General features: G+C 48.9%; 25 protein-coding genes and 1 pseudogene. 8 read left to right on the top strand and 18 right to left on the bottom strand.

Features of this window, described 5'->3' with window-relative positions; translation table 11 throughout:
- Nucleotides 1–1,214: 1,214 nt before the first annotated feature.
- The gene (locus tag ACS603_RS11450; protein ID WP_474944288.1) at nucleotides 1,215–1,493 is read right to left on the bottom strand and encodes a hypothetical protein; all 279 of its coding nucleotides are present in this window, start codon (nucleotides 1,491–1,493) and stop codon (nucleotides 1,215–1,217) included.
- Complete coding sequence (locus ACS603_RS11445; RefSeq protein WP_315688659.1) at nucleotides 1,490–2,131, bottom strand: hypothetical protein; 642 nt, start codon at nucleotides 2,129–2,131, stop codon at nucleotides 1,490–1,492. Before ACS603_RS11445 ends, ACS603_RS11450 begins: the two co-directional genes overlap by 4 nt.
- A 335-nt stretch (nucleotides 2,132–2,466) precedes the next feature.
- Between ACS603_RS11445 and ACS603_RS11440 the strand changes: the two genes are divergently transcribed.
- A complete protein-coding gene (locus tag ACS603_RS11440; protein ID WP_315688658.1) occupies nucleotides 2,467–2,829 on the top strand; it encodes a DUF4406 domain-containing protein in 363 nt (120 codons plus the stop codon).
- A 43-nt stretch (nucleotides 2,830–2,872) separates the two neighbouring features.
- On the opposite strand, the gene ACS603_RS11435 is transcribed toward ACS603_RS11440, so the two are convergent.
- From ACS603_RS11435 to ACS603_RS11415, 5 genes and pseudogenes are all read right to left on the bottom strand, one after another.
- On the bottom strand, nucleotides 2,873–4,192 hold the full coding sequence (locus ACS603_RS11435) for a type II toxin-antitoxin system HipA family toxin (RefSeq protein WP_474944287.1): 1,320 nt from the start codon (nucleotides 4,190–4,192) through the stop codon (nucleotides 2,873–2,875).
- A complete protein-coding gene (hipB, locus tag ACS603_RS11430; protein WP_182061117.1) occupies nucleotides 4,192–4,461 on the bottom strand; it encodes a type II toxin-antitoxin system antitoxin HipB in 270 nt (89 codons plus the stop codon). Before hipB ends, ACS603_RS11435 begins: the two co-directional genes overlap by 1 nt.
- Nucleotides 4,462–4,589: 128 nt before the next feature.
- Nucleotides 4,590–4,724: pseudogene (locus tag ACS603_RS11425) on the bottom strand (glycoside hydrolase family 28 protein); the annotation flags it as partial.
- Nucleotides 4,687–5,775, bottom strand: a complete 1,089-nt coding sequence (locus ACS603_RS11420; protein WP_315688656.1) for an ATP-binding protein — start codon at nucleotides 5,773–5,775, stop codon at nucleotides 4,687–4,689. The gene ACS603_RS11420 and the pseudogene ACS603_RS11425, both read right to left, overlap by 38 nt.
- Nucleotides 5,772–6,476, bottom strand: coding sequence for a response regulator (locus ACS603_RS11415; RefSeq protein WP_315688655.1), 705 nt, complete (start codon nucleotides 6,474–6,476; stop codon nucleotides 5,772–5,774). The genes ACS603_RS11420 and ACS603_RS11415 overlap by 4 nt, the downstream gene beginning before the upstream one ends.
- A 283-nt stretch (nucleotides 6,477–6,759) precedes the next feature.
- Here ACS603_RS11415 and crrC point away from each other — a divergent pair, with 283 nt between their 5' ends.
- The 3 genes from crrC to ACS603_RS11400 all read left to right on the top strand — a co-directional run bounded on the left by crrC (nucleotide 6,760) and on the right by ACS603_RS11400 (nucleotide 11,423).
- Complete coding sequence (crrC, locus tag ACS603_RS11410) at nucleotides 6,760–7,149, top strand: colistin resistant protein CrrC (protein WP_474944286.1); 390 nt, start codon at nucleotides 6,760–6,762, stop codon at nucleotides 7,147–7,149.
- Between the two features lie 205 nt (nucleotides 7,150–7,354).
- Nucleotides 7,355–8,266, top strand: coding sequence for an ABC transporter six-transmembrane domain-containing protein (locus ACS603_RS11405; protein WP_315688653.1), 912 nt, complete (start codon nucleotides 7,355–7,357; stop codon nucleotides 8,264–8,266).
- A 37-nt stretch (nucleotides 8,267–8,303) separates the two neighbouring features.
- Nucleotides 8,304–11,423, top strand: coding sequence for a multidrug efflux RND transporter permease subunit (locus tag ACS603_RS11400; RefSeq protein WP_474944285.1), 3,120 nt, complete (start codon nucleotides 8,304–8,306; stop codon nucleotides 11,421–11,423).
- A gap of 22 nt (nucleotides 11,424–11,445) precedes the next feature.
- Here ACS603_RS11400 and ACS603_RS11395 read toward each other — a convergent pair whose 3' ends face one another.
- Nucleotides 11,446–11,799 carry a hypothetical protein gene (locus ACS603_RS11395; protein WP_474944284.1) on the bottom strand — a complete coding sequence of 118 codons (354 nt, stop codon included), beginning with the start codon at nucleotides 11,797–11,799 and terminating at the stop codon, nucleotides 11,446–11,448.
- A 101-nt stretch (nucleotides 11,800–11,900) separates the two neighbouring features.
- Here ACS603_RS11395 and ACS603_RS11390 point away from each other — a divergent pair, with 101 nt between their 5' ends.
- On the top strand, nucleotides 11,901–12,389 hold the full coding sequence (locus ACS603_RS11390) for a P-loop nucleotide/nucleoside kinase family protein (RefSeq protein ID WP_182061112.1): 489 nt from the start codon (nucleotides 11,901–11,903) through the stop codon (nucleotides 12,387–12,389).
- Here the strand turns inward: ACS603_RS11390 and ACS603_RS11385 are convergent.
- Nucleotides 12,361–13,134, bottom strand: coding sequence for a DeoR/GlpR family DNA-binding transcription regulator (locus ACS603_RS11385; protein ID WP_474944283.1), 774 nt, complete (start codon nucleotides 13,132–13,134; stop codon nucleotides 12,361–12,363). The genes ACS603_RS11390 and ACS603_RS11385 overlap by 29 nt on opposite strands.
- 36 nt (nucleotides 13,135–13,170) lie before the next feature.
- On the opposite strand from ACS603_RS11385, the gene ACS603_RS11380 reads away from it, so the two are divergent.
- Together ACS603_RS11380 and tam are read left to right on the top strand one after the other, a co-directional pair.
- Nucleotides 13,171–13,806: a GDP-mannose pyrophosphatase gene (locus tag ACS603_RS11380; RefSeq protein WP_474944282.1), complete on the top strand. Its 636-nt coding sequence runs from the start codon at nucleotides 13,171–13,173 to the stop codon at nucleotides 13,804–13,806.
- Between the two features lie 84 nt (nucleotides 13,807–13,890).
- Nucleotides 13,891–14,649: a trans-aconitate 2-methyltransferase gene (tam, locus tag ACS603_RS11375; protein ID WP_474944281.1), complete on the top strand. Its 759-nt coding sequence runs from the start codon at nucleotides 13,891–13,893 to the stop codon at nucleotides 14,647–14,649.
- A gap of 8 nt (nucleotides 14,650–14,657) precedes the next feature.
- Here the strand turns inward: tam and ompC are convergent, their stop codons facing one another.
- The 7 genes from ompC to ACS603_RS11340 all read right to left on the bottom strand — a co-directional run bounded on the left by ompC (nucleotide 14,658) and on the right by ACS603_RS11340 (nucleotide 21,480).
- The gene (ompC, locus tag ACS603_RS11370) at nucleotides 14,658–15,785 is read right to left on the bottom strand and encodes a porin OmpC (protein ID WP_474944280.1); all 1,128 of its coding nucleotides are present in this window, start codon (nucleotides 15,783–15,785) and stop codon (nucleotides 14,658–14,660) included.
- Nucleotides 15,786–16,001: 216 nt separating this feature from the next.
- A complete protein-coding gene (locus ACS603_RS11365; protein ID WP_474944279.1) occupies nucleotides 16,002–17,192 on the bottom strand; it encodes a cytochrome c biogenesis protein/redoxin in 1,191 nt (396 codons plus the stop codon).
- A gap of 137 nt (nucleotides 17,193–17,329) precedes the next feature.
- On the bottom strand, nucleotides 17,330–18,628 hold the full coding sequence (locus ACS603_RS11360; RefSeq protein WP_474944278.1) for an ATP-binding protein: 1,299 nt from the start codon (nucleotides 18,626–18,628) through the stop codon (nucleotides 17,330–17,332).
- A complete protein-coding gene (locus tag ACS603_RS11355; protein ID WP_474944277.1) occupies nucleotides 18,625–19,365 on the bottom strand; it encodes a response regulator in 741 nt (246 codons plus the stop codon). Before ACS603_RS11355 ends, ACS603_RS11360 begins: the two co-directional genes overlap by 4 nt.
- 44 nt (nucleotides 19,366–19,409) lie before the next feature.
- Nucleotides 19,410–20,405 (bottom strand): alpha/beta fold hydrolase, encoded by a 996-nt coding sequence (locus ACS603_RS11350; RefSeq protein WP_315688645.1) that lies wholly within the window; start codon nucleotides 20,403–20,405, stop codon nucleotides 19,410–19,412.
- Between the two features lie 151 nt (nucleotides 20,406–20,556).
- A complete protein-coding gene (locus tag ACS603_RS11345) occupies nucleotides 20,557–20,997 on the bottom strand; it encodes an N-acetyltransferase family protein (RefSeq protein ID WP_474944276.1) in 441 nt (146 codons plus the stop codon).
- A 12-nt stretch (nucleotides 20,998–21,009) separates the two neighbouring features.
- The gene (locus ACS603_RS11340) at nucleotides 21,010–21,480 is read right to left on the bottom strand and encodes a GNAT family N-acetyltransferase (RefSeq protein WP_315688644.1); all 471 of its coding nucleotides are present in this window, start codon (nucleotides 21,478–21,480) and stop codon (nucleotides 21,010–21,012) included.
- 118 nt (nucleotides 21,481–21,598) lie between these two features.
- On the opposite strand from ACS603_RS11340, the gene ACS603_RS11335 reads away from it, so the two are divergent.
- On the top strand, nucleotides 21,599–22,147 hold the full coding sequence (locus ACS603_RS11335; protein WP_474944275.1) for a GNAT family N-acetyltransferase: 549 nt from the start codon (nucleotides 21,599–21,601) through the stop codon (nucleotides 22,145–22,147).
- Here the strand turns inward: ACS603_RS11335 and ACS603_RS11330 are convergent.
- Both ACS603_RS11330 and ACS603_RS11325 read right to left on the bottom strand, forming a co-directional pair.
- Nucleotides 22,135–23,049, bottom strand: a complete 915-nt coding sequence (locus ACS603_RS11330; RefSeq protein ID WP_474944274.1) for a bestrophin family protein — start codon at nucleotides 23,047–23,049, stop codon at nucleotides 22,135–22,137. The two genes, ACS603_RS11335 and ACS603_RS11330, sit on opposite strands and share 13 nt — an antisense overlap.
- Before the next feature lie 244 nt (nucleotides 23,050–23,293).
- Complete coding sequence (locus ACS603_RS11325) at nucleotides 23,294–24,745, bottom strand: tagaturonate reductase (protein ID WP_474944273.1); 1,452 nt, start codon at nucleotides 24,743–24,745, stop codon at nucleotides 23,294–23,296.
- Nucleotides 24,746–24,761 lie beyond the last annotated feature (16 nt).

Genomic DNA, 24,761 nt, shown 5'->3' with positions numbered 1-24,761 from the left:
GATTATGGCTGCAACATTCTGGCTATTTTCTGGAATCAAACTTCCCAAGCCCTTGTGTCGTGTAGCCATCTGGATTCACCTGACAACGTCAGATAAAGACTGAGCGGGATTAATGCCATCCAGTCATTTGTTCCGGCGTGATGTTACCTGTCAGCAGACTCTCACTTAACGACAGACTCCGTGTCTTATGTGCGCCTCGAGGTTATCAGCAGTATTGAGGATATCGACGCTTGGCTTGAGACTTTCATTGCAGACTTCAATCGTCGTTTCGCCAGACCATCAAAATACCCCAAAGAACTGCATTACTATACGCTTCGCGACCATCTGGCTGGAGATCACTTACGCAGGCACTGTATATTTACGCGAGTGATATACCGACTTCGAGTCGATACTGGCGTGTGGAAAGTTTGAAGAATTTCACGACGTCCTTCCGTCAAAAAATATCTCTGGCTTAACGGAACCGTTCTTCCCTACTCCACCATAATCAGGCAAATCGGCCAAGGTGTTATTCGGGCGCACACTCGGATTTATCCAAACGGTTCAGGATAAACGCGACAACAGCCCTTCACAGGCATTACCGACCGGTTACGATCTCTCAAACAAATCCCAATATTAGTTAAAACGATACGCCTGATGCGTTGAAGACATTAAAGCTAAATTCTGAGGAAATCTTTGGTACAAGTAAATAACTTCAATGATATGATGTATAAGGAAGACTTTTTGGAAACAATGGTAAAAAGTTCTGCTCGAGTGTCAAAGAGGAATTGAACCTTGTTCTGAGCAATTCCGTTATCTTCCTTAGCTCTCATTTTTTAACCTCAAGTTAAAAAGGGTTTTTATGGCGAAAGTTATGACACAAGCTGATTGGAGGAGTGAACTGGTGATGGTGGTAAATATTAACCCGCCTTCCGATGATGATGACATTCCATTCTAACAAGAACAAACTCTCTTTCTATCAATCTAACAAGTAAAGCCTCTACTATTTAATATTTAGAGGCTTTGCAGTAAATCAATATCACTGACTTCAAGTGATTTGTAGATCGCAATTTTTCCTGATAAAGAGTTTTCTGCGGCTATACATGATGCCGAGATATTCATTGTGAACAACCTTAACCTACGGCCATATCTCGGAAATGTTCAGAATCACACTACATCATTGTAGCCGACTGTCATGCTGACTGCATTTTGCCCTGATTTCCTTCGAGCACGTTAACCTAGTATTGCGCTACGGGAGTCGTTGGTGTAATGACTGCCTTCTCAACTGATAATTGTTCATCGGTGGTATTTTTGATAGCTGACATTACATCCTTTACATCTAAACTTTTCCCACCCTGTACAGGCGTAGTGACAACAACGCTACCATTGCCACCACTATTATCTACAGAAATGCATTCCTTTCCTTTCTCCCATTGTTGACAAATAACTTTTTCGGCATAAATTGGGGTTACGATAAGCATCAGTAAAAGACTGGCCAGATTTATTTTCATGCTCATTTTAATTCATCCTTATACAGTTGCTGAACCATGCTAACAAGGCACTGCTGAAATCTCTCATCATCATACTTCCTGCAACTTTTATAAAATCCTACCAATGCACTTGTTTTATCTATCTCATCGTTTTTTTCAGGAGTTGAGGAAGTAAGAATCTGTACGTATCCAGGAATAGAAGCAGTGGTATAAAGATTATTAATTAAAGCCCCGCCGGAGGCCATAAGTGCGCCAGCGATAAATACAGCAAGTCCAGATGATGCTGTTTTTATATTAAACGACATGCCAGTAAGATTTGCAGTTCCATCTGCGCCGCCATCGTTTATTCCTAAGATAATAAACATCATCCCTACACTCATGACGGCCAGTCCGATATGAATAATAGCAATCTTCATTGACTGCTTATTGAGCATGGTTCTTTGGTTTGATTGTTCTATAAACATCAGAGAATATAATATATAGTCATTGGCTGAGGCCAAATTACCTTTTAGAGTCGTGTAGTTATTCTGTAATTCCTTAGAGGTATCTATTCTATTTATTTTCTCATCAATATCTGTCAGGTGAGAGTAGGCACCAATTAGTAAAAATACCGGTAATATTAATCCGAATAAAAAAACCACTGTACCGTGTGTTAGTTTCTTCATTGCAATCACCCAAATATTATATAGTTCCGCAAATATTCAATTGTTTTTGTTGACCTTTAATAAGTTTAGTATTTTAAAATAATTTAGTGGGTGATTTTTCTACTACTTTTTATCCTGTATTTTCTCCATTCCAGCCCTATTCCTCTGTACTTTGCCATAGGGCAACCACACCCACGCCAAACTTTCATGCACAAATCCACTTGAAACTGCACGATAATGCGTATTAACATGCATTCTTCATTTTAAAACATGCAAATACATGCTTAACCGTGCAGTCTCGCGCAATAAAACGGTTAAGCAGGTTTGCAGGACCTACAACAAAGAATGAGGTATGTATGACACAACAACTGATCTTAATCGCTGGCCCTTATCGCAGTGGAACTGACGGCGTACAGGCCCGCATTGATGAGAATCTTGTCAGGCTGGAAAATGCCGCACTGGCGGTTTACCAGCGTGGGCATGTTCCGGTTATCGGTGAGTGGCTGGCTCTGCCGCTGGCAAAAGCGGCGGGATCTCAGTCCGTGGGTGATGAAATCAGTGAAGCGATGCTTTATCCCGTTGCTCACCGGCTCATTGCAAAATGCGATGCCATTTATCGTATTGCCGGAGAATCCAGAGGGGCTGATTTGGATATTGAAGTGGCGCAGAAACTGGGATTAGCGGTGTACACATCCCTCGACAGCATTCCTCAGGTCTGAGGATAGTCGCAAACCTGCCTGTATTTTCAGGCAGGTTTCAGGCTCAGGCCCCTGCACTTTTGCTCAACCGGCCGTGTAGCCTGAGCACATTCTTGTATATCGAGGTCGCGACCTTTTGCGAAAAGTCCGTGGGTAAAGACGCCATCACCGTATCCAGTGCCTGCGGCACATGGTCGATAAATTCCTGCATAATCTCGGTCATCTGGTTTTCAGGAAACCTGACGGCCCTGGCTGTCGCCATAAAATGTCTCGGGTAGATCTTGTCGATATCGTTTTTACGACCTTTTGAGGCATTCAGGCTCATGGCCAGTTTCAGATCGCTGATGTGGATCCCGGCGCCGCCCAGAACAGGAAAAGCCGAAATGATGTCGTAGAACGGCGTCAGTCGATAGCTTCCGCCAGGCTGGATGAATATTGAGAAGTTCTTGGCATGTCCATCCGTTGCGCCCGTTATCCACTGAAATAGCTGGAATTTCATGAAATTATAACGATCGGTAAGTGCTTCGCTGGAGCCCTGTAAAAATGCCATGATTTGTGGAATACCTGGACCGCCATCAGATTCATACTTCACGGACGAAGGAAGCCCAAAAGTCTGACACATATCTTCCTGCGGTAATCGCAATAAAATGGAGCGGCTCGCGTTCCAGCGGCGGTCAAAACGCTCGACGGCTAGTGCCCGCACCCTGCCCGCTCTGATGATTTCCGCCTTTGGTACATCAAGGCCCAGCGCTCTCGCCAGCTCTAAACAGAAGTATTCATTATCCACACTATCGCTCAGATCCAACGTGGCATTGGGCTGTTTAATCTCGCCAATCGGCAGTTTGATGATATGCGTGGTCGGCGTGATCCCTTTCGGGATACACCAGTCGTCGCCGGCTTTAAGGAGCGCCGTTTTTTCCTGAGCACCGGCAACGGAAATGCGGAAATCATTTTCCTCATTAATCATCCCCAGCGGAATGTCTGACTGATAAGCCGTCAGCACCGTCTCGAGCTTCTCTTCGCTCAGCGTCTCCCATGTCATTTCCGGTGTCGTACTGTTTTCATTCGCGGGTAATAACGTTACCGCGCCAACGCTGTCACGCCCTACCTCAGCCAGTAAATCAAAAGGTTGCTTAGAACGGGCATGGTAGCGCTTCACTATACGATCCCGTACCGCAGGGCTATCCGGGAGCAGGTTGTCAAAGAAATTGAACACCGCATCGGAGGTAATCTCACCAAATTGCAGCGGAAGCGATAACGACAAAGGCCTGGCATACCGGTTCATTAGCCATTCATTGGCGTATTTAAACGTATGGGCCCCGTTGGTAAGCTTTGTCAGTTCGCCGACCCGCTCGTTATTCATCCACGTCACTAATTTTGGCATTACCAGTCCAGGCCCTGTTGGCTGTTATTGTCTGACCCCGACGCCGCATCGTCTTTTTCATACAACGCCATTGTCATTCCAAGGGATTGCAAGATCCTGAAGAACGTTGTCAGCGTGGTGTTATCCGGGTTGTTTTCAAAATTTGAGATGGTGGCCTGCTTAATGCCGATTCTTTTGGCCAGGTCGCTTTGCGTCCAGTTATTTTTCTGACGCACCAGTTTCATGGTATTTGCCAACTGGACCGGACTATAAATCATTGGTGGTTTCATCTGTTCACGCCCGTGGTTTATCCTCTCAAAGGGATATTGTCAGTATTATCCCTTGCAGGGGATATTGTCAATGCTTTATCCCCCATAAGGGATATCGCAGCATTTATCCCTTATAGGGGATAATACCCACGCTTTAAACCTATTTTGATACAAATGTTGTCGCCATTACAGGAGACGACACAACGCTCCACCCGTACCTGTTCGCAGGAATCGATATCAATGCCGTCAGTGCTTGTCCCTGCTGAATTGTTCTGAAGCAGGCCATGATAGTTTGAAAAGTGAGCCATTTTCTTGTGTTACGCTGTAGCTAACGTCTCCGCCGTGGGCACGCATAATGGCTTTTACTACTGACAACCCTAAGCCACAACCCTCAGGGTTAATATTTTTGGCGTATTCTCCTCGTTGAAAAGGCTGGAATAAGGACTTCTGAAGTTCTTCAGGAATTCCAGGTCCTTTGTCCTGAACGAGGATAAAATTATCATTCCCCACAATACCATTCTTCACTAAAAGTGTTTGAGATGTGGAATACTTTAAGGCATTGTCAAAAAGAACGGTCAGGCACTGAATAATGCGTAAAGGATCGCAGATGCAACGCTGACAGCTAATCTCAGTAACTATGTTAAAGTCTTTCGTTTCGAAATCAGGCAAAAAAGTATCAAGCGCACTGGAGATAGTTGCCGCGAGATCGACTTCGCAGGGCATCAAGGAATATCCTGCCGCACCTGAGGAGCTCACGACACGAAGATCCTCGATTAAGTTAGTCAGACCTTCAGTCTGTTTAAGGAGGTTTCTGAAGAGCGGCAGTTCTGGTTCGAATACTCCGTCAACCAGCCCCTGAAGCCTGCCCCGCAAAATAGTAACAGGTGTTCGGAGTTCATGAGCGATTGCAGCATTCCATAAATTTCGCTGAGCATCCAGCGTCTGTAACTTCTCCGCCATTTCATTAAAATCATCGACGAGTTTATTCATTTCCCCCAACTGAGAACCGCGGCTAATCGCTCTTGCGCTAAGGTTTCCCTGAGAGATTTGTTTAAGGCTGTATGCTACATCATTCAGGGGTTTTAATATTCTTGCAGACAGTTTTACGGTAAAAAAAAGCGAAACAACCAGACTGGTCAATGAAGCGATCAATATCCACATCCAGTCAAGAAAGGTCATAGTATCTTCGTTTCCAGAGTTTATACCTCCCGGAAGGTAGTCAATCAAGAAACTATAAAATAAGTAGGAGCCCAGTACAGCAATTGCAATTATTACGAATGTTAACGACAGCATATATGTCAATATCTGGCGGCTAAGAATTGTTTCTTTGTTCATTTTTTGTCACCCAACCGGTAGCCTAATCCTCTGATACTTTCAGGAACGCCTTTAAGTCCGGCATGTTCAAGCTTTTTCCGGAGCTTGCTCATATGACTGTCTACAGTGCGATCCAGCGAATCCCCCTCAGGCAAACACGCATCGAGTAACTCTTCACGTGAACATACTTTTCTTGGATTTCTGGCCAAATAGGTTAGAAGCTTAAATTCAGTGGTAGTTAATACCGGCGTGGAAACCTCACCTTGGGTCGCGATCTCAACGTAAAATTCATCGGGATAAATTGTAAGAAAAGGCGTTCTTAAAGGCCGTGAATGTGCCGCCTCTGCAACCGTTCTGGTTCTGCGAAGTACGGCTTCAACTCTGGCAACAACCTCAGAGGGATTGAAGGGTTTTATCACATAGTCATCAGCCCCGAGCCGCAGGCCCATCAGTTTATCAACGTCTTGATCAAGTGCTGTAACCATGATGACAGGTACGTTCGTTTCCTTTCTTAACGTTGTCAGAACATTCCAGCCATCGTACACGGGCAGGTTGATGTCCAATAACAGGAGGTCAGGCTTGTTTAGACGGGTAAGGTTGATTGCCTGCTCACCGTCTTCGGCTCTTAAGGTTTTCATGCCTGCCTTATTTAAATAGCCTATCAGTATGGCGGCGATGTCATCATCGTCTTCTGCGACGATAATCAGATTGTTGTTGTTCATATTTTCTTCCACAGTACTGATGACAGCATGCATTTTACCCTGAAAGGCTCTTTTATCGTCATGCCTAAAAATTTTTTACTCAATTAAAAACCTTAATTTTCAGGTTGGTTTTTTTTGACAGGTATTTTTTGAAAAGGTTCATCAAAAAAAATTCTGTAAACTTAACCTGCCACTCTCTCCACATTCACTACATATTTCATAAATAATTAATCAACATCGCTAAGCGATAATCCACAACCAGTTGAGGGTTACATTCAATATGTACTGTTGTGTAAGGAACGTTATGGTGCTGACTAAGTCTTTTGTCCGACGTGAGAATTTGATGGCCTCACTTTTATTTTGCATGGTTACATATGGGTTATTATCTTCCTGGCTTTATCTTGTGCATGCAATTAATGAAAAAGTAGAATCCACTTTACCCTCATCCTTACTGATTCGTGTTTTGATAATCATTGCTGCATTATTTTTTATTATTCAGAAAAAACCAGGGGTTTTAAGATACCTCATTGCAATAACATTCGGCCTTATTTTGCTATTTATACATACTATCACAGTATTACATCTGCTTTTGAATATTCTTCCAGATATTTATGATTTTGTTTTTTATTATGAATGTTTTTTATTGATTTTCTTTTGCGGACTACCTGTGTGCTTATGTATAAGAATGATTTGATCTTATGCATTGTCATCACGATGCACAACTTCAGGAGTGAGTACACATATCCTCCATAAAACATCCATTCACGATTGACATCATGACGTTACACTTAGCGCATGTCTTTTATGACAGCTCTATTATGCCGCCTCGTTTCACTTAACTGCAATAATAAACCAACGGCAGAATACTTTTACACTTCGATGCTTAATACTCATTTATCATGATTTATAAAGACAACAATAAGCCTACGGCCCCCGGGGTTGCTATCTCGCTTAAGAGACTCGCCTACCGGCACAGAAAGAAATTGTGCATTACTTTTATGCTGGTTATTGCTGAAAACGGTGCATTCCTGCTCTACCCCGTACTGGCGGGCATGGCGATAAATGCCATCCTGGCCGGACAGACGCCACGTGCGGTCCTTTATGCCCTGATGGTTCTGTTCATGTGGTGCATGGGAGCCGCCAGACGTAGTGTAGATACGCGAACGTTTGCACGTATCTACGCAAGTCTTGCTGTGACTGTAGTATTAGCCCAGCGAAAATATTCACTTAATCACTCGACTATTGCTGCGAGAGTGACTCTATCACGAGAATTTGTGGATTTCTTCGAGTTGCACCTGCCTGTATTGATCACCTCAATCATTTCCCTTTTCGGTGCAGCAATGATGCTGTTATGGATTGAATTCTGGACAGGAATAACCTGTTTGACCATCGTGGCAATACTGATGTGCTTCGTCTCCGGCTATGCCCATAAAAACGAGACGTTATATCAGCGTCTTAATAATCGCCTCGAAAAAGAGATCGATTATGTTAATAAGGCATCATTTGGGGCTCTCAAAAGACACTATGACACGCTTGCCCGCCTGCGCGTGGTGTTATCCGACAGAGAAGCATGGGGATATTTATCCATAGGCGTTCTGGTTTCTGCTCTCTTTTCCACGACCATTATCAGGATGAGCATGGAATCTGGAATTAATGCCGGACATATTTATTCCGTCATGACGTATATGTGGATGTTTTCAACCAGCCTGGATGACGCTCCACGTCTCCTGGAAAAATTTTCCCAGCTCAAGGATATCGGTAAACGAGTCTCAACAGACGATGAGCCTTCTTTATCAGGAAAGATATATTGATTTTTGACCATTCGTACGTTGACTGGAAGTACATCTGATGCCGCATTTTTTTATTGAACGCCCTATTTTTGCATGGGTTATCGCCCTGTTTATTGTTCTGACAGGAATATTGTCTATTCCTCATTTACCGGTGGCGCAATACCCTGCCGTTGCCCCACCGGGTATTATCATTTCAGTCAGTTATCCTGGTGCGAGTCCGGACGTAATGAATACGTCCGTTGTGTCTCTTATCGAGCGCGAAATAGCGAGTGTTGATAATTTACTTTATTTTGAATCTTCCAGCGACACGACGGGGATGGCGTCAATTACCGTAACCTTCAAACCCGGAACCGACATCAAACTCGCCCAGATGGATCTGCAAAACCAAATTAAGATTGTGGAATCTCGCCTGCCGCAGTCGGTAAGACAAAATGGGATAAATGTTGAGGCAGCTAATTCCGGGTTTTTAATGATGGTGGGATTAAAATCTCAAAACGGAGAATATCAGGAAGCTGACTTAAGCGATTATTTTGCCCGGAATGTTACTGATGAACTCCGGCGCGTACCTGGTGTAGGTAAAGTCCAGCTTTTTGGCGGAGAAAAGGCACTTCGCATATGGCTGGACCCGATGAAATTGCACGGCTATGGGATGTCTGTTACTGATGTATTAAACGCCATCAGTCAACAAAACGTGATTGTTTCACCGGGCAGAACCGGAGATGAACCAGCGACTAACGGGCAAGGGGTGACCTATCCGATAACAGTAAAGGGGCAACTCTCTTCGGTTGAAGAATTTCGCAATATTACGATTAAATCGGAGGCTTCCGCCGCCCGGCTGACGTTGGCAGACGTTGCCCGCGTAGAATCCGGGTTACAAAGTTATGCATTTGGGATCCGTGAAAATGGCGTGCCAGCAACTGCTGCCGCTATTCAATTGTCTCCTGGCGCGAATGCGATCAGCACCGCTGCGGGTATCCGGGCGCGGTTAACCGAACTATCGGGTGTACTTCCCGAGGGCATGGAATTCACCGTACCTTTCGATACGGCACCGTTTGTGAAGCTATCGATATTGAAGGTGGTTGAGACATTTATTGAAGCCATGGTGCTGGTGTTCTTCGTTATGCTGCTTTTTCTTCACAAGATACGCTGCACGCTTATCCCGGCGATTGTCGCACCCGTGGCGCTGCTCGGTACCTTTAGCGTGATGTTATTAAGCGGCTACTCCATCAATATTTTGACCATGTTTGGTATGGTGCTGGCCATCGGAATCATCGTCGACGATGCGATTGTTGTGGTAGAGAACGTCGAACGTCTGATGGAAGACAAAAAAATGTCTCCCCAGGATGCAACGCGAGAAGCGATGCGCGAAATTACGCCGGCAATTATTGGCATTACATTGGTTCTTACTGCGGTATTTATTCCTATGGCTTTTGCCAGCGGATCCGTTGGTATTATTTATCGACAGTTCTGTATTTCGATGGCGATATCCATATTACTATCGGCATTCCTGGCGCTGACGTTAACCCCTGCGCTTTGTGCAACCCTGCTTAAACCGCATGGCAGCCATCAGGGTAAAAGCAGTGTATTTTCCGCGTGGTTCAACAGTCACTTTAGCAGGATGGCTTCATTTTATGCCACTGGCCTGGGCTTTGTTCTGAAGCGTACCGGCCGTATGATGGTCATCTACGCCGCGTTATGTTTAGCGCTGTACGCTGGTCTGTCTTCCTTACCTACATCATTTTTACCCGATGAAGATCAGGGCTATTTTATGTCATCAATCCAGCTTCCCTCTGATGCCACGATGCAGCGGACGCTTAAGGTCGTCGATGCATTTGAAGAGGAAATCGCCCACCGACAGGCGGTAGAAAGTAACATTATGATCCTGGGATTCGGTTTTTCTGGCTCGGGTCAGAACTCGGCCATGGCGTTCACCACCCTGAAGGACTGGAAGCACCGTGAAGGAACCACGGCACAGGATGAAGCCGACTCCATTCAGTCACGAATGGCAAACGTGCCAGACGCAGTGACGATGAGTCTGCTGCCTCCAGCCATTTCTGATATGGGTACCTCATCCGGGTTCACTTACTATTTACAGGACAGAGGCGGTAAAGGGTATCAGGCGCTAAAAAAGACGGCGGATGAACTCGTTCTGGAAGCAAATCATAATTCTCAGCTTGCCGATGTCTATATTGATGGGCTTGGTGAGGGGATGAGCCTTGCTCTCAATGTCGACAGGGAAAAAGCGGAAGCCATGGGCGTGTCCTTTGATGAGATTAATCAAACCATTTCCGTATCTGCGGGCTCCAATTATGTCAATGACTACACCAATAATGGCCGGGTTCAGCAGGTTATCGTCCAGGCGGACGCGCCGTACCGGATGCAACCAGAACAGCTTTTGGCCTTGTCGGTCAGAAATCGTCTGGGGCAGACGCTTCCGTTATCCACTTTTGCGACATTTTCGTGGAATGTTGCACCACAGCAACTGATACGCTACCAGGGATATCCCGCTATACGCATAACCGGAAGCGCCGCGCAGGGAACATCGTCGGGTATCGCAATGGCGGCAATGGACAGCCTGGCCGGGCACTTACCGGCAGGGTTTGCAGGAGAATGGGCAGGAAGTTCGCTCCAGGAAAAGGAGTCTGCATCACAGCTTCCGGGGCTCATTGCGCTCTCGGTACTGGTGGTATTCATGGTACTGGCTGCACTTTACGAAAGCTGGTCGGTTCCCTTCGCGGTAATGCTTGTTGTTCCGCTGGGGCTGCTCGGTGCCGTGCTGGCCGTATCCGTTACGAATATGACGAACGACGTCTTTTTCAAAGTGGGTCTGATAACCCTGATTGGACTTTCCGCCAAAAACGCGATTCTGATTATCGAATTCGCCAGACAGTTGATGAAAGAAGGAAAGAGTCTTATTGATGCGACATTGATGGCTGCAAAGCAGCGTTTGCGGCCCATACTGATGACTTCTCTGGCATTTACGTTAGGCGTTGTTCCGCTGATGCTGGCTAATGGAGCCAGTGACAGCACGCAGCATGCTATTGGTACCGGTGTATTCGGCGGGATGATTAGTGGAACGCTACTGGCAATTGTCTTCGTTCCGGTATTTTTCGTGGTGATTACCCGATTTACTGAAAAGAGAAAATACAGCAAGGAAAATTATCGATATCCAGACTGACCCCTAATCACCCAATACCCGATCAGAAAGCGAGTTCAGGCACCAGGGCATCTTTACTGTGCACACACGCCTTCCACGCTCGCCCAGGGTCGCCGTTATCTAAAATCGTGGATGTTCTGTATTCAACAACGCGTACCCGCTGGGTGGTGAATTCCTCATCCGGCGGAAGAACATATTTCACCGTCGTCCAGCGGCTGTTGGTTGATTTCCCCTTAACCACCAGGTCGATCGTTTTCTCTTTTACCTCTTCCGAACACTGATGCGCCGCCGCATCAACCCGCTGGTATTTCTTTTCCTGAGGGGATAAATACCCCTGAGACGAGCAACTCACCACGGCAAAACATGCCAGGGTTGCTACACACATCTTCTGAAACATGGTCTGTTCCTTAAGCGTAAAATCTGCTCACCGTTTTTGGCAGTTTCCACCTAAGCGTAGTCACGGTATCCTGAATTTTCATGTCTATAGCGGAGCATATTATGTCAATGCTGCATCTTCTTTGCGGGAAAATCGCCAGCGGAAAATCCACGCTGGCCGCGAGCCTGAGCGAAACGCCTGGCACGTTGGTGATAAGTGAGGATACCTGGCTTGCGGCGCTTTACGCCGACCAGATGGCAAGCGTGGCAGACTATGTTCGTTGCGCAGGAAAATTACGTCTGGCACTCACGCCGCATCTTGTGGCGTTACTGAAAGCGGGAGTCTCAGTGGTGCTCGATTTCCCGGCGAACACCGTTGCTAACCGCCAGTGGATGATGACGGTTATCCGTGAATCCGGGGTGCCGCATCAGCTGCATTTTTTGGATGTGGCGGACGATATTTGTAAAACCAGGCTGCGCGCCAGAAATGCTTCTGGCGAGCATGATTTTGCAGCCTCCGATGAGCAATTCGACCTGATCACCCGTTACTTTGTCGCCCCGGAAGAACAGGAAGGATTCAACATCATTCGTTATCAGGGTCAGCCGTCGTAATCACGGAAACCCCCTTTTCTTTGATCGTTTTTATCCAGGTCTTATCGGTGTCGCTTTCAACCACGACGGTGTTGATAAGCGACAGGTCGCCAATCACAAAAGACGATGCGGCATTAATTTTCTCCGGTGAAGCCAGAACGATGGTTTCCGCCGCTCTGCCGGAAAATGCACGTTTGATGCACGCTTCTTCATAATCTCCCGTCGTCAGGCCGGCATCAGGATGAATACCGGTGACACCCATAAAGAACAGATCGGCATGAATGTTACCGATACCCTCAATGGCCGCGGCACCCACGGTAACAATCGAGTGCTTATACAGTCGCCCGCCAATCAGGATAACCTCAACACACGGATGATCGACCAGACCCAACGCAATTCCCGGGCTGTGCGTCACCACGGTAATGCGCAGATCCCGTGGTAAAAAGGTCAGCAGTTCGGAGGTGGTTGTCCCACCATCCACAATCACCACTTGCCCCGCAGAAATCAGCTGAGCCCCTTTTCTGGCGACACTCTTTTTAGCGTCAATTTTCAGCGTCTTACGTTCAGCAAACGGAGCAATCGCAGTGGAAGATGGCAATGCGCCGCCGTGGACGCGTTGCAGACGCCCTTCTGCGGCAAGCTCGCGCAAATCGCGGCGGATAGTATCTTCGGACACATCAAAATGGAGGCTCAGTTCCCTGGAGAGAACCTGTCCCTCCGCGCCAAGTTTTTCAAGGATCAATTGCTTTCGCTGGCTGGTTAGCATAGTCGTTTTCCTGATATTGCACGTTTTATCTTGAAAATGCGCGTTTATGCTGATTATGATAACAGCTCAACGCGAGGAGATACAATCGTGCACACCAAACATGCAGAAATACGCATCATCGAAACGAAGACGTTGTCCGATAACTGGTACATCCTGAAAAAATACACATTTGACCTGCAACGCCACGACGGTGAATGGCAAAGACAGCAGCGCGAAGTCTATGACCGGGGAAACGGCGCAACGATCCTGCTCTATAACCGCGATAAAAAAACGGTGATCCTGACCCGCCAGTTCCGCTTCCCGGTGTTTATCAACGGACATAATGGCTATCTGATTGAATCTGCAGCTGGGCTTCTGGACAACATGGATCCTGAAAGCAGAATCAAAGCCGAAGCAGAGGAAGAGACCGGCTTTCGTGTCTCCCGCGTGCAGAAGGTTTTCGAGGCGTACATGAGTCCCGGCTCTGTTACCGAAAAACTCTATTTCTATCTTGCTGAATATCAGCCCCACGACCGGGCAAGTGCTGGTGGGGGTATAAAAGCGGAAGGTGAAGATATCGAAGTGCTTGAGCTGACGCTTGAAGATGCTTTGCGCGGAATTGAAACCGGGCTTATCGTCGATGGTAAAACCATCATGCTGCTTTATCACGTTGCACTGAAAGGTATTTTATAAAATCAAATCTCAACAGATACCTGCGCGCCGCGCAGGTATCTGCCTATGCTATTCTTGCTGAAGAATAAAACAGGAGATGCGCAAATGGCTGACTGGAACCCCTCGCTTTATCTGCAATACGGCGCAGAACGCACGCGCCCCGCCATTGAATTGCTCGCCAGAATCACCCTTGACAATGTCACATCAATTGTTGATCTCGGTTGCGGGCCGGGTAATAGCACAGCACTGTTAAAACAACGCTGGCCTGCCGCCGACATTACCGGCGTTGATAATTCCCCTGCAATGCTTGAAGAGGCGCGCCATGCGCTGCCAGAGTGTCGTTTTGTTGAATCCGATATCCGGCAATACAAACCAGGTCAACCGCTGAGCCTGATTTACGCCAATGCGTCTTTGCAGTGGGTCCCTGACCATTACACGCTTTTGCCCCACCTTGTTTCGCTACTGCGTTTAAACGGCGTTCTGGCCATTCAAATGCCTGATAACTGGCTTGAGCCAACGCACGTCGCGATGCGCGAAGTGGCGTACGAGCAAGGTTATCCTGACCGTGGCCGTGAACCCTTACCGGGCGTATATGCGTATTACGATATTTTGAGCGATACCGGGTGTGAAGTGGATATCTGGCGGACAACCTATTATCACAAAATGAGTTCGCACCAGGCGATTATTGACTGGGTTAGCGCTACCGGGTTGCGCCCGTGGTTGCAGGAGTTAAACGAGAGCGAGCAGAATAATTTCCTGAAACGTTACCTTCAATTGCTGGAAGAGCAGTATCCGCTCCAGGAAAATGGGCAGATACTGCTGGCTTTTCCGCGACTGTTTATTATCGCTAAACGTGTGCCCTGAGGCGTTTATCAGAACTGATAAACGACGCCTACAGCGACAACATCGTCGGTGTTGATCCCGGCTTCACGGGTAAATTTATCTTCATCGACGAGGTTAACCATATAATCAACAAACACATTAATGTTTTTGTTGAAGTTATACGTTGCACCAAAATCAACATATTTGATCAGGTCTTCGTCACCATAAGTATTTCCTGTGGCTGCTTTGCCCAGGTTTTTACCTTTCAGGACGTCATACGCCACAAATGGTTGCAGACCGAAATCAAATTGATAACCCGCGTAGAATTCCATGATTTGCGATTTATTCGCATAGCCATAGGCACTGTCGCTGGAATGAGAGCCAAAGCGCGATGCATTATATGCCTGGGTAAACATAGCGGCCAGATAGATATTATTGGCATCATATTTAATTGCGCCGGAATACGCTTCAGCGCGTTTACCCTGCCCCATAATACCGCTGGTGTTATTTTGCTCGTTAGAGCGATCAGCACTCATCATGGAGCCGGCAATGCTGAAACCTGCGCCGATATCATAAGTAATAGATGCACCGAAACCATCGCCATTCTGGCGCAACACGTCGCGCACGCCAGGCTCACCGCCACCGTCATTTTTACCCTGATATTGCAGGGCAAAATCGAGACCATCAACAGCACCGAAGAAATCGGTATTACGGTAAGTCAGCAGACCGTTGGCACGGCTAAACATGAACTGGTCTGATCCATAGGTCATGCCATCGAACTCAGGCTGCATGTCGGTATAGCCAAGGGAATCGTACAGTACGCCCTTGTTACGACCGTAATCGATGGAGCCGTAGTCTTTCACCTTCAGGCCAGCAAACGCATAACGAGTACGTGGATTGTTGCTTTCTGATTCTGCGCCGTTAGCATTAATATGCATCTGCCACTGACCATAACCAGTGATTTGATCGTTAACCTGGGTTTCACCACGGAAACCAAGACGCATATAGGTTTGGTCGCCATTCCAGTCGCTGCTGTCATTATCGGAGAAATAATGTTCGGCAGAAACTAAACCATACAGATCCAGTTTATTACCATCTTTATTATAAATTTCGGCTGCGTGTGCAGTTGTCGCGAGCAGCGCTGTGCCAATCAGCACGCTCAGTTGATTGATTTTCATTTTATATACCCTGTTATATGCCACTTATTATATTTTTTGCAACGCCAAAGCAGTTGCAGGGCAATATAGTTACCATCGTTGTAAATCTATGTAAAACGATTAAATCATTAGCGCACAAATCGCCAAGAATGAATAAAATAAAACCATTATTTAAAAAGCACATATTGTTAAGGCGTGTCGCTTTAAAAAAAGATATTAAGGCAACACGCCATCAATTTATGTTCTGGCCTCTTTCAATAGTTGCTGAATCACCTGTTCTTGCTTGTCATAATTTCCTTCGCCAAATGAGGTATAACGAAGCTGGCCTTTAGCATCGAAATAGTAATGTGCCGGCCAGTACTGGTTCCCAAATGCGTTCCAGATCTGGTAGTTGTTGTCTGCCACAACGCGGTACGGGAGCTGCCATTTATTCACCGCATCTTTCACCGAGGAGAGCGGTTTCTCCCAGGGATATTCCGGTGTGTGTACCCCAATGACCACCAGGCCCTGAGACTGGTATTTATTCGCCCAATCGCGAACATAAGGCAACGTATGTTGGCAGTTGATGCAATCCCACGTCCAAAAATCAATCAGAACCACCTTCCCTTTTAAAGATTCTGGGGTAACCGGGTCGCCATTTATCCAGTCAGTGCCGCCACTCAACGAAGGCAGGTCGCTACGTGGCATCTCCTGCACAACAGGCTGTAATTTCGGCTGGGTTGATGCTGTTTTAGCCAGACTCAGCAGCGAATTTTCAAGGTTATCGGCAAGACCATTCGCCCCTTTTAAGGTCGTGATAAACCCTGTGGCATTGAATACAACGGCTGCCAGCATCACAACGCCCGCCCCCTGGCGTAACCTTGCCATCAGCGCCGATTTTGCTCTCAGCGGTGCCATCAGCGTGCGCCCTCCAGCCGCCAGCAGAGCCAGCATCAGGGCGCATCCGCTGCCGTAAGCAACCAGCAGCGCGCCGGTCGTAATAGATGAATGTCCGGCGATATTAATACTGAAAATCGCCCCCAGGATCGGCCCGGCACAGGGCGACCACAGTAAGCCAACCGAAAGCCCGGCCAGAAATGCAGACAACAACCCGCGCGTCTGCGTACTGCGATTATTCAGAGCATTCCCCGCACTGACCGCAGGCCCGGCAATGCGCAGGGCGAACTGCGGGAAGATTAACGCCAGCGCCGCAATCGCCAGAACCAGCAGCGCTATCCAGCGCCCAATCAGGGTGGCATTCACAATCCACTCGCTTGCCACCGTAACCAGCATGGCAACCAGAGTGAACATCACGATCATACCGGCAAATAGCGCAAGGAGATGGCGGCGTTGCCCCTGAAATCCGGCAAACAGCAGCGGGATCACGGGGAGCGTACAGGGGCTGAGCAGGCTTATCATCCCGCCCAGAAAAGCGATAATCAGAAACATAATGACCTCACAGGACAGATTATCTGCGACGTTGCAGTGAGGACATTTCAGCGTGCTGATGTGTTCAGACGATGTGCAAAACAACGCGTTTTGTGAGGCCCTGTATCCCGTTCCCTGTTTGATACAAAGCCGTACAATTAACTGCGGGGTAAGGTGATAACAACATCCAGCCCGCCTTCCGCGCAGTTATTCAATTGTAGAGTGCCATTAAGCTGGGCGGTTAACTGCGCGGCAATGGCCAGCCCCAGCCCGGTGCCGCCGGTATCGCGATTGCGCGACGTTTCGACCCGGTAAAATGGCTGCAATACCGCTTCCAGCTCGGCCTCAGGAATGCCAGGGCCGTTGTCACTGATATGAATGACAACGTGCTCAGGATCATGGTCATTGAGGGTGATAACCGCACAATCGCCAAACTTAAGCGCATTATCCAGCAAGTTAGTCATCACACGCCGCAAGGCCTGCGGGTGTGTTGTCAGCGGCAGGTGTGTGTCTGTTGCCTGAAACTGCACGTTTTTACCGATATCCTGGTAGTCACACGCGATGCTGTTAATCCAGGCGTTCAGCTCCAGTTTTAACGAGGTTTCTTCCAGAGGTTCTGATGACCGGGCATAGGCAATGCCTTCCCGCACCAGGCGAGACATATTGTCTAAATCATTTAATAGCTTATCGCGCAGTTCGGGTTGGTCTGCCATTTCAACTCGCAGCTTCATCCGGGTGATTGGCGTCTGGAGGTCGTGCGAGATCGAAGCCAGAATTTGCGTGCGCTCGCGAAGATAAGCCTGAATACGGGATTGCATGGCATTAAAGGCGTGCGCCGCGCGGTGAACTTCGATCGGCCCCTGCTCCGTCATCGGGGTGTTGGCCGAAGGATCGAGCGTATCAACCGCCCGGGTGAACAGCGAAAATGGCCGCACTACCTGGCGAACCGCAATCCAGGAGCACAACGCGACAAGCAGCAATTGCATAACCAGCACCACAGGCAGCCAACTGGCAACTGGCGGCATTCGCGGGATCAGGTCGATCGTCAGCGGCGCGCCGTCGTGCAGTTGCAGGTGGGCCTGAATATGTGAAACCGGCCCGGGGACGGCTGTGAAACGCAGCGGGTATTGGGCAGCAAGCGTATCAGTTAATGTGCGGATCGCATCCTGAGAGCGTTTATCCTGCGGAGTTGCACCTGCCTCGCCCTCGCCCAGGATATAACGGTAATTACCACGTTCGAGCCGTGGCAGCCAGGCTGCGCGCTCATTCGCTGGCAGACGGTCGAGGATCGCCACGCTGGTGGCGACATCGTATTCAAGGTTGCCAAGCATCACGGTACGGGCGCTGCGCATTCGCTCATACATAACCAGCGTCAGGCTGAGAGAGTTCGCCAGCAGAAGCCCCATCAGGACAATGATCAACAGGCGCGAAAGTAATGAGCGCGGCCAGAGCCTCATTCATTGGCCTCTTTGATGGTGACGGGCATCGTAAATACGTAACCTTCGCTGCGCACGGTTTTGATGTAGGCCGGTGTCCGGGCGTCTTCGTTAAGGCGCTGGCGCACGCGGCTGACCAGAAGATCAATTGAACGTTCAAACAACTCGGCATCGCGCCCTTGAGTCAGATTGAGCAGTTGATCCCGCGTCAGCACGCGCTGGGGATGGTCAAGGAACACGCGTAATAGCCGGTATTCCGCCCCGCTTAACGCCACTATCATGCCTTCGTTATCAATCAGATGGCGGGCAACGGTGTCCAGTTGCCATTCACCAAACACCACTAACCGTCCGGCTTCCGTCACCTGTAAATTGGGCGGCATGGTTCGGAAACGGCGCAAAATGGCTTTGATTCGCGCCAGTAACTCCCTGGCAACGAAGGGCTTAACCACATAGTCGTCAGCCCCCATTTCCAGCCCGAGTATCCGGTCGGTATCTTCATTGCGCGCGGTCAGCATCAAAATTGGCAGGTCTTTATGCTTACTGCTGCGCAACTGGCGACAAAGCGTGAGCCCGTCATCGCCGGGCATCATTACATCCAGTACCAACAAATCGACATGCTGTTTATCCAGGATCACACGCATCTCTTTACCATTGGCGGCACCAGACGCGTGATAACCCGACTTCACAAGATAATCGACGATTAACTCACGAATATCCCTGTCGTCATCGACGACAAGGATATGATCAATATGCTCCACCGAACGCTCCTGAATGAAGGGTAACGTATTGAAAATAGCACATTTCAGAGCTTATCCGCGTCGACGACTGCTTTCACGAAATCCTGCGGATCTTCCTGTGGAGGATTGTGGCCAACGGTTGCCCCAAAGGTGCGGTGCTCATATTTGCCGGTAAATTTACTGGCGTACGCTTCGGGTGCCGGGTGCGGCGCGCCGTTGTTGCCGCCTTCAATGGTGATGGTCGGCACGCTGATTGTCGGTAACATCGCCAGTTTTTGCTCGTAGCTGTCGTATTTGTGTTCACCTTTTTCCAGGCCTAAACGCCAGCGGTAGTTACTGAGGGTGACAGCGACATGGTCCGGGTTGTCCAGTGATTTGGCGCTGGCGTTAAATGTGGCATCGCTAAATTTCCAGTCAGGCGATGCCTGGGACCAGATTAAACGGGCGAAGTCGTGGGTGTTTTTTGCATAGCCCTGCGCACCGCGCTCGGTCGCAAAATAGAACTGATACCACCATTGCAGCTCCGCTTTCGGCGGCAGCGGCTGTTTGCCGATGGCCTGGCTGCCAATCAGATAACCACTAACGGAAACCAGCGATTTCACACGTTCTGGCCACAGTGCCGCCACAATATCAGCGGTGCGGGCACCCCAGTCGTAACCGGCGAAAACGGCCTGTTTGATATTCAGTGCGTCCATCAGATTCACAATGTCTTTTGCCAGGGCAGAGGGCTGGCCGTTGCGCGGCGTTTTGTCTGACAGAAAACGGGTGGTACCGTAACCACGCAGTGAAGGCACAATAACGCGATAGCCTTTCGCCGCCAGCGCCGGAGCTACATCCGCGTAACTGTGAATGTCGTACGGCCAGCCGTGTAACAGGATAACGGGCTGTCCATCTTTCGGGCCGATATCCACATAACCCACGTTCAGATCGCCTGCGTTAATCTGATGAACCTGGTTAAACGCGGCGGAGTAATCTTTGCCGGTGACTTCAGCCTGGCAGGACATCACAGTGCCAAGAGAAACGGTCAATGCTAATGCTGAGGAAGTGAGTTGAGTAAACATGTTGGTATCTCCGGTTGAGTACGATTGACGGGGATATCACAACAAATTTATGTATAGGGGATATGTGTGAATACGGCTTTTTTGCAAGCCTGTGTATGTATCTCAATACCCGATACAGTGTGATACAAACACAGGCTCATTCAGCGGGGCGTTACAGCGAAATACGGTAGCGAACATAGTCATCGGCTTCGCCAAAGCGGTCATACAGTTTTCGCGCAGGGTTATTCTGCCTTGTTACCCAGTAGAGTTTTGACCATCCTTCGCGCTTGCCCTCTTCCATCAGCGCATCGATCAGTGCCTGGCCAGTTCCGGCACCACGCACCGCGGCATCTACAAACAAATCTTCGAGATAGCAAATGGGTGCCGTCGACCATGTGCCCTCGTGCAAAACACACATCGCAAACCCAATCACGCGCCCCTCTTTTTCTGCCACCCGACAAAACATCGATGAGTGCGGGTTTATCGCCCGCTCCCAGGTGGATGCAGTGACAGATTCATCCAGTACACAGTCATAAAAATGCGTGTACCCGTCCCAGAGCGGGCGCCACTGTGGGTAATCTTCTGCACGTATTGCTCTTACAATGACTGCCATATTTTCCTCATATTACAGATCTAAAACCATTTCAAAACAGCGCAACTCCGCCCCCGCCATGCGGGAAAGATGACGACTCTCCCTGAGCGTGACAAAGCCGTGCTTCTGATAAAACGTGTGTGCGTTTGGCGTTGAAGAGAGGTTTATACGTACTATTCCGCGCGTTCTGGCCTCTGAAATTAAGGCATTGATAATCTGCGTTGCCAACCCTTTTCCTGATGCGCCAGGCAAAGTAAATATCGCCTCGACACTCTGGGTTTCCAGGTCCAGATACCCCGTAGCAACGATCTCCCCGGTGTCATCTTCGACCACATAAAACGGGTTTATCTCTACCATATGTCGGTAGTGCTCTGGCATCAGTTCCGGCGTCCAGCGGGCAATCACGTCCGCGTCGTAACTGGATTTGCAGCCAAAACGGATCGCCTGATTGCGAACGTTCCAGAGTATTTCAGCCTCTTTCGGCTCAGCCTGTCTTAACGTCATTGCGCCCCCTGCAAAGAGTAGTAGTGAATGAAACACAGCACGCCATGATGGAATGTGGTAAAGATGAAAATACCAGAAGACAAACAAAAGCATAACGCTTAAAAAAGGAGATCAAGGGATGACGACACCCACGTTAAAAACGGAGCGTTTGTTGCTAAAACCGCTGGTTTCGGAAGATGCACCGCAGATCCAGCGGCTCTATCCGCGTTGGGAAATTGTGCGTTATATGGTAGCCACGGTTCCCTGGCCTTATCCGGATAACGGCGCGGAAAACTACGTGAATAATGTTGCGTTACCGGATGTGGAGAAAGGCGTGGCCTGGTTCTGGACGCTTCGCCGCCACGACGCCCCTGATGAGCTGATGGGCCTTATCTGTCTGTATGACGTAGAAGATAACAACCGTGGTTTTTGGCTAGCACCGGAGTGGCAAGGCCAGGGTTACATGCGTGAAGCCAGCATTGCCGCAACGGATTTCTGGTTTAACACTCTGAATAAGCCGGTGCTGCGTGCGCCAAAAGCGGCGGACAACTGCCGCTCTCAGCGAATTTCTGCCAGTAGCGGCATGAGACTTATCAGAACAGAAAAGAAAGAGTACGTCAGCGGCCTGCTGGACTCTGAGCTGTGGGAGATCACCCGCGACGAGTGGAACGCCCGTTACGTCAGTTGATAGTGCTTATCCGGCAGCATTCTTTCCGGTATTGCCTCTTCATCGTTCATCTGTAACAGATCACGTTCCATCGCGTTACAGATGGCGTTTAATGGCAAATCGTTGTCCTCGGTACCAAACGGATCTTCCAGCTCTTCTGCCAGCGTATCCAGCGAGATAAAGGTATAGGAAATCAGCGCAGAGACGAACGGCGTCATGTAGTGCAGATCCACAACCAGCGCGAACGGCAGCATAATGCAGAACAGGTACACCGTACGGTGCAAGATAAGCGTATAGGCAAACGGCACGGGTGTGGTGGCGATACGCTCGCAGCCGGAAAGCACAACCGACATGTCGTTGAGGCGGTTATTCAGGCTGTGGAACAGTATGTCGGAAAGCTGCCCTTCCCGGCGTCTTACGGCAAGCCATTCTCCCATTAACAGCAGAATGCGGTTGGCCGGGGAACTGGAATCCATCACCCGACGCAGATTGTCAGCGGACATATAGCCTGCGAGCTGCTCTGCCTGCGGTTGACGTCTCAGGGTCATTCTTAAGCAATGCGCAAAGGCAATTTGCAGGCGGACAAACTCCCCCAGATGCGGATCGTCCGGCAAGGTGTTTTTTACCTCGCGAAACAGCGAGCGTGCCGCTATCATCAGTTGCCCCCAAAGCAGGCGAGCCTCTACATAGCGCGAATAACAGGCGTTATTTTTGAAACCCAGAAATATGGCGATGGCCACACCCAGGATGCTGAACGGCGCAACGGTGAATTTGATGCCAAGCGAGGTATACCACGGCAGCATTATGATCACAGCGATGGAAAGCAGGAAGTTTAGAAACAACCGGGTGTATATTTTAGGCAGTACTGAGCCGTGCCAGACAAAAATAAGACGCAGCCAGTGCTGTTGAGGACGAACAATCATAGTCAGCTTCAGAAAAGATAAAGAGCGCAGCTATTAAACGTGATCCCCCTCATGGTTGCAAGCATGTTAATAGAACATTGTTTTTTCTGCACTGAATAGCTTAAACCGCACGGTGCTGAAGTCTGTTTTTTAAAAAAAACAGCAAATAGTATGTTGTAACTAATGTATTATTCAAATAAAGGGGAAAGCCAAAAAGCGCTGTTCCCCTCGCTTCTGCCCGCTCAATACCAGAGCGCTACAGGTTTTAGCAGAGCGGTTTTACCGCGTCACGCATCCCCTGATGCAGTATGGCATCGAGATCCAGCGTAACTTGTTCTACCAATCCGCTAACCTGAGTGAGATCTTGCTCCCAGTGTTCGCTGACGCTGAGTACAGATTTCACCAGTTCACTGGTGCTGATCTGTTTGTCGTGGTGCTGCGTCCAAAGTTGTTGATAGCGTTCCAGCCAGTGAGCATCGTCCTGAACCGGGTAGTTTTCGCCCTGGCGTTCAGCGCGGTAGAACGCAATCAGTGCCGCCAGGGCAAAGGTCAGGCGCGCAGGCAGTTTACCGTTGGCTTTCTGCCCTGCCAGCAGTTGCGGAAGAATACGGGTGCGGAATTTTGTCATGCCGTTCAGTGCAATAGACAGCAACTGGTGCTTGATGTACGGGTTACGGAAACGCCCGGTTACCGCACTGGCGAAGGATTCCAGCTCATCACGCGGCAGGTCCAGCACCGGAATGATCTCTTCGTAAATGGCTTTTTCAACAAACGCGCACACTTCGGTGTCGTTCATTGCTTCACCCACCGTATCCAGCCCGGCCTGGAATGCAACCGGAACCAGCGCCGTGTGCGCACCGTTCAGAATAGCAACCTTACGCTCTTTGTACGGTTTGATGTCGTCAACAATCAGTACGTTAAGCGGCAGTTTGTCCAGACGCAGTTCACTGGCAAGGGATTTAGGCCCCTGAATAACAAACAGATAGAAGTGCTCAGCGGTATCAAGGAACCCGTCGTGATAACCGAGCTGTGCTTCCAGCGCGGCCACTTCATCACGCGGATAACCGGTAACGATACGGTCAACCAGCGTGGAGCAGAAGCTGTTTGCATCATTCAGCCATTGGGTAAATGCCGCCGGTAACGCCCACTCCTTTGCATAGCGCAGCACCAGTTCACGCAGTGCGTCGCCGTTGTAATCAATCAGCTCACAAGGAATGATAATCCAGCCTTTATCCGCAGCACCATTAAAGTGGCTGAAACGTTCGAACAGCAGACGCGTCAGCTTCGCCGGGTAGCTCACCGCCGGGGCATCATTGAACTTATCGTCCGCATGGTAGCTGATGCCCGCTTCCGTGGTGTTAGAGAACACAAAACGCATATCCGGGTTATGCGCCAGCTTCAGAAACTCATCGTACTGGCCATAAACGCTGATTTCGCGGTTAACAGAGCGGATAAGACGCGCATCGCTAACAGCTTCGCCCTGCTCGTTCAGGCCACGAATAATGGTGGTGTACAGGCCGTCCTGAGTGCTCAGTGACGGCGGGAAATCGCTCTTGATTGGGCGGACAATCACCACGCCAGAGTTAAGATCGGTATGTTCGTTAAGCAGGTCGATTTGCCAGTCTACGAAGGCGCGCAGGAAGTTGCCTTCACCAAACTGAATGATACGTTCTGGGTAGAGAGCTCCGGGGAAATCACGACGGTTGAGTGTGTTCACTATGGGGTCCTTTTTT

This window comes from Enterobacter sp. Li2LvB3, from assembly GCF_056156645.1.
Note: the sequence above shows the minus strand (reverse complement) of the source record. Positions and strands in the feature narration are given on the sequence as shown.

Coding starts and splice junctions, on each gene's coding strand:
- ACS603_RS11450 (WP_474944288.1), bottom strand. CDS start 1,493: ATGAGCATGAAAATAAATCTGGCCAGTCTTTTACTGATGCTTATCGTA.
- ACS603_RS11445 (WP_315688659.1), bottom strand. CDS start 2,131: ATGAAGAAACTAACACACGGTACAGTGGTTTTTTTATTCGGATTAATA.
- ACS603_RS11440 (WP_315688658.1), top strand. CDS start 2,467: ATGACACAACAACTGATCTTAATCGCTGGCCCTTATCGCAGTGGAACT.
- ACS603_RS11435 (WP_474944287.1), bottom strand. CDS start 4,192: ATGCCAAAATTAGTGACGTGGATGAATAACGAGCGGGTCGGCGAACTG.
- hipB (WP_182061117.1), bottom strand. CDS start 4,461: ATGAAACCACCAATGATTTATAGTCCGGTCCAGTTGGCAAATACCATG.
- ACS603_RS11420 (WP_315688656.1), bottom strand. CDS start 5,775: ATGAACAAAGAAACAATTCTTAGCCGCCAGATATTGACATATATGCTG.
- ACS603_RS11415 (WP_315688655.1), bottom strand. CDS start 6,476: ATGAACAACAACAATCTGATTATCGTCGCAGAAGACGATGATGACATC.
- crrC (WP_474944286.1), top strand. CDS start 6,760: ATGGTGCTGACTAAGTCTTTTGTCCGACGTGAGAATTTGATGGCCTCA.
- ACS603_RS11405 (WP_315688653.1), top strand. CDS start 7,355: ATGATTTATAAAGACAACAATAAGCCTACGGCCCCCGGGGTTGCTATC.
- ACS603_RS11400 (WP_474944285.1), top strand. CDS start 8,304: ATGCCGCATTTTTTTATTGAACGCCCTATTTTTGCATGGGTTATCGCC.
- ACS603_RS11395 (WP_474944284.1), bottom strand. CDS start 11,799: ATGTTTCAGAAGATGTGTGTAGCAACCCTGGCATGTTTTGCCGTGGTG.
- ACS603_RS11390 (WP_182061112.1), top strand. CDS start 11,901: ATGTCAATGCTGCATCTTCTTTGCGGGAAAATCGCCAGCGGAAAATCC.
- ACS603_RS11385 (WP_474944283.1), bottom strand. CDS start 13,134: ATGCTAACCAGCCAGCGAAAGCAATTGATCCTTGAAAAACTTGGCGCG.
- ACS603_RS11380 (WP_474944282.1), top strand. CDS start 13,171: ATGCGCGTTTATGCTGATTATGATAACAGCTCAACGCGAGGAGATACA.
- tam (WP_474944281.1), top strand. CDS start 13,891: ATGGCTGACTGGAACCCCTCGCTTTATCTGCAATACGGCGCAGAACGC.
- ompC (WP_474944280.1), bottom strand. CDS start 15,785: ATGAAAATCAATCAACTGAGCGTGCTGATTGGCACAGCGCTGCTCGCG.
- ACS603_RS11365 (WP_474944279.1), bottom strand. CDS start 17,192: ATGTTTCTGATTATCGCTTTTCTGGGCGGGATGATAAGCCTGCTCAGC.
- ACS603_RS11360 (WP_474944278.1), bottom strand. CDS start 18,628: ATGAGGCTCTGGCCGCGCTCATTACTTTCGCGCCTGTTGATCATTGTC.
- ACS603_RS11350 (WP_315688645.1), bottom strand. CDS start 20,405: ATGTTTACTCAACTCACTTCCTCAGCATTAGCATTGACCGTTTCTCTT.
- ACS603_RS11345 (WP_474944276.1), bottom strand. CDS start 20,997: ATGGCAGTCATTGTAAGAGCAATACGTGCAGAAGATTACCCACAGTGG.
- ACS603_RS11340 (WP_315688644.1), bottom strand. CDS start 21,480: ATGACGTTAAGACAGGCTGAGCCGAAAGAGGCTGAAATACTCTGGAAC.
- ACS603_RS11335 (WP_474944275.1), top strand. CDS start 21,599: ATGACGACACCCACGTTAAAAACGGAGCGTTTGTTGCTAAAACCGCTG.
- ACS603_RS11330 (WP_474944274.1), bottom strand. CDS start 23,049: ATGATTGTTCGTCCTCAACAGCACTGGCTGCGTCTTATTTTTGTCTGG.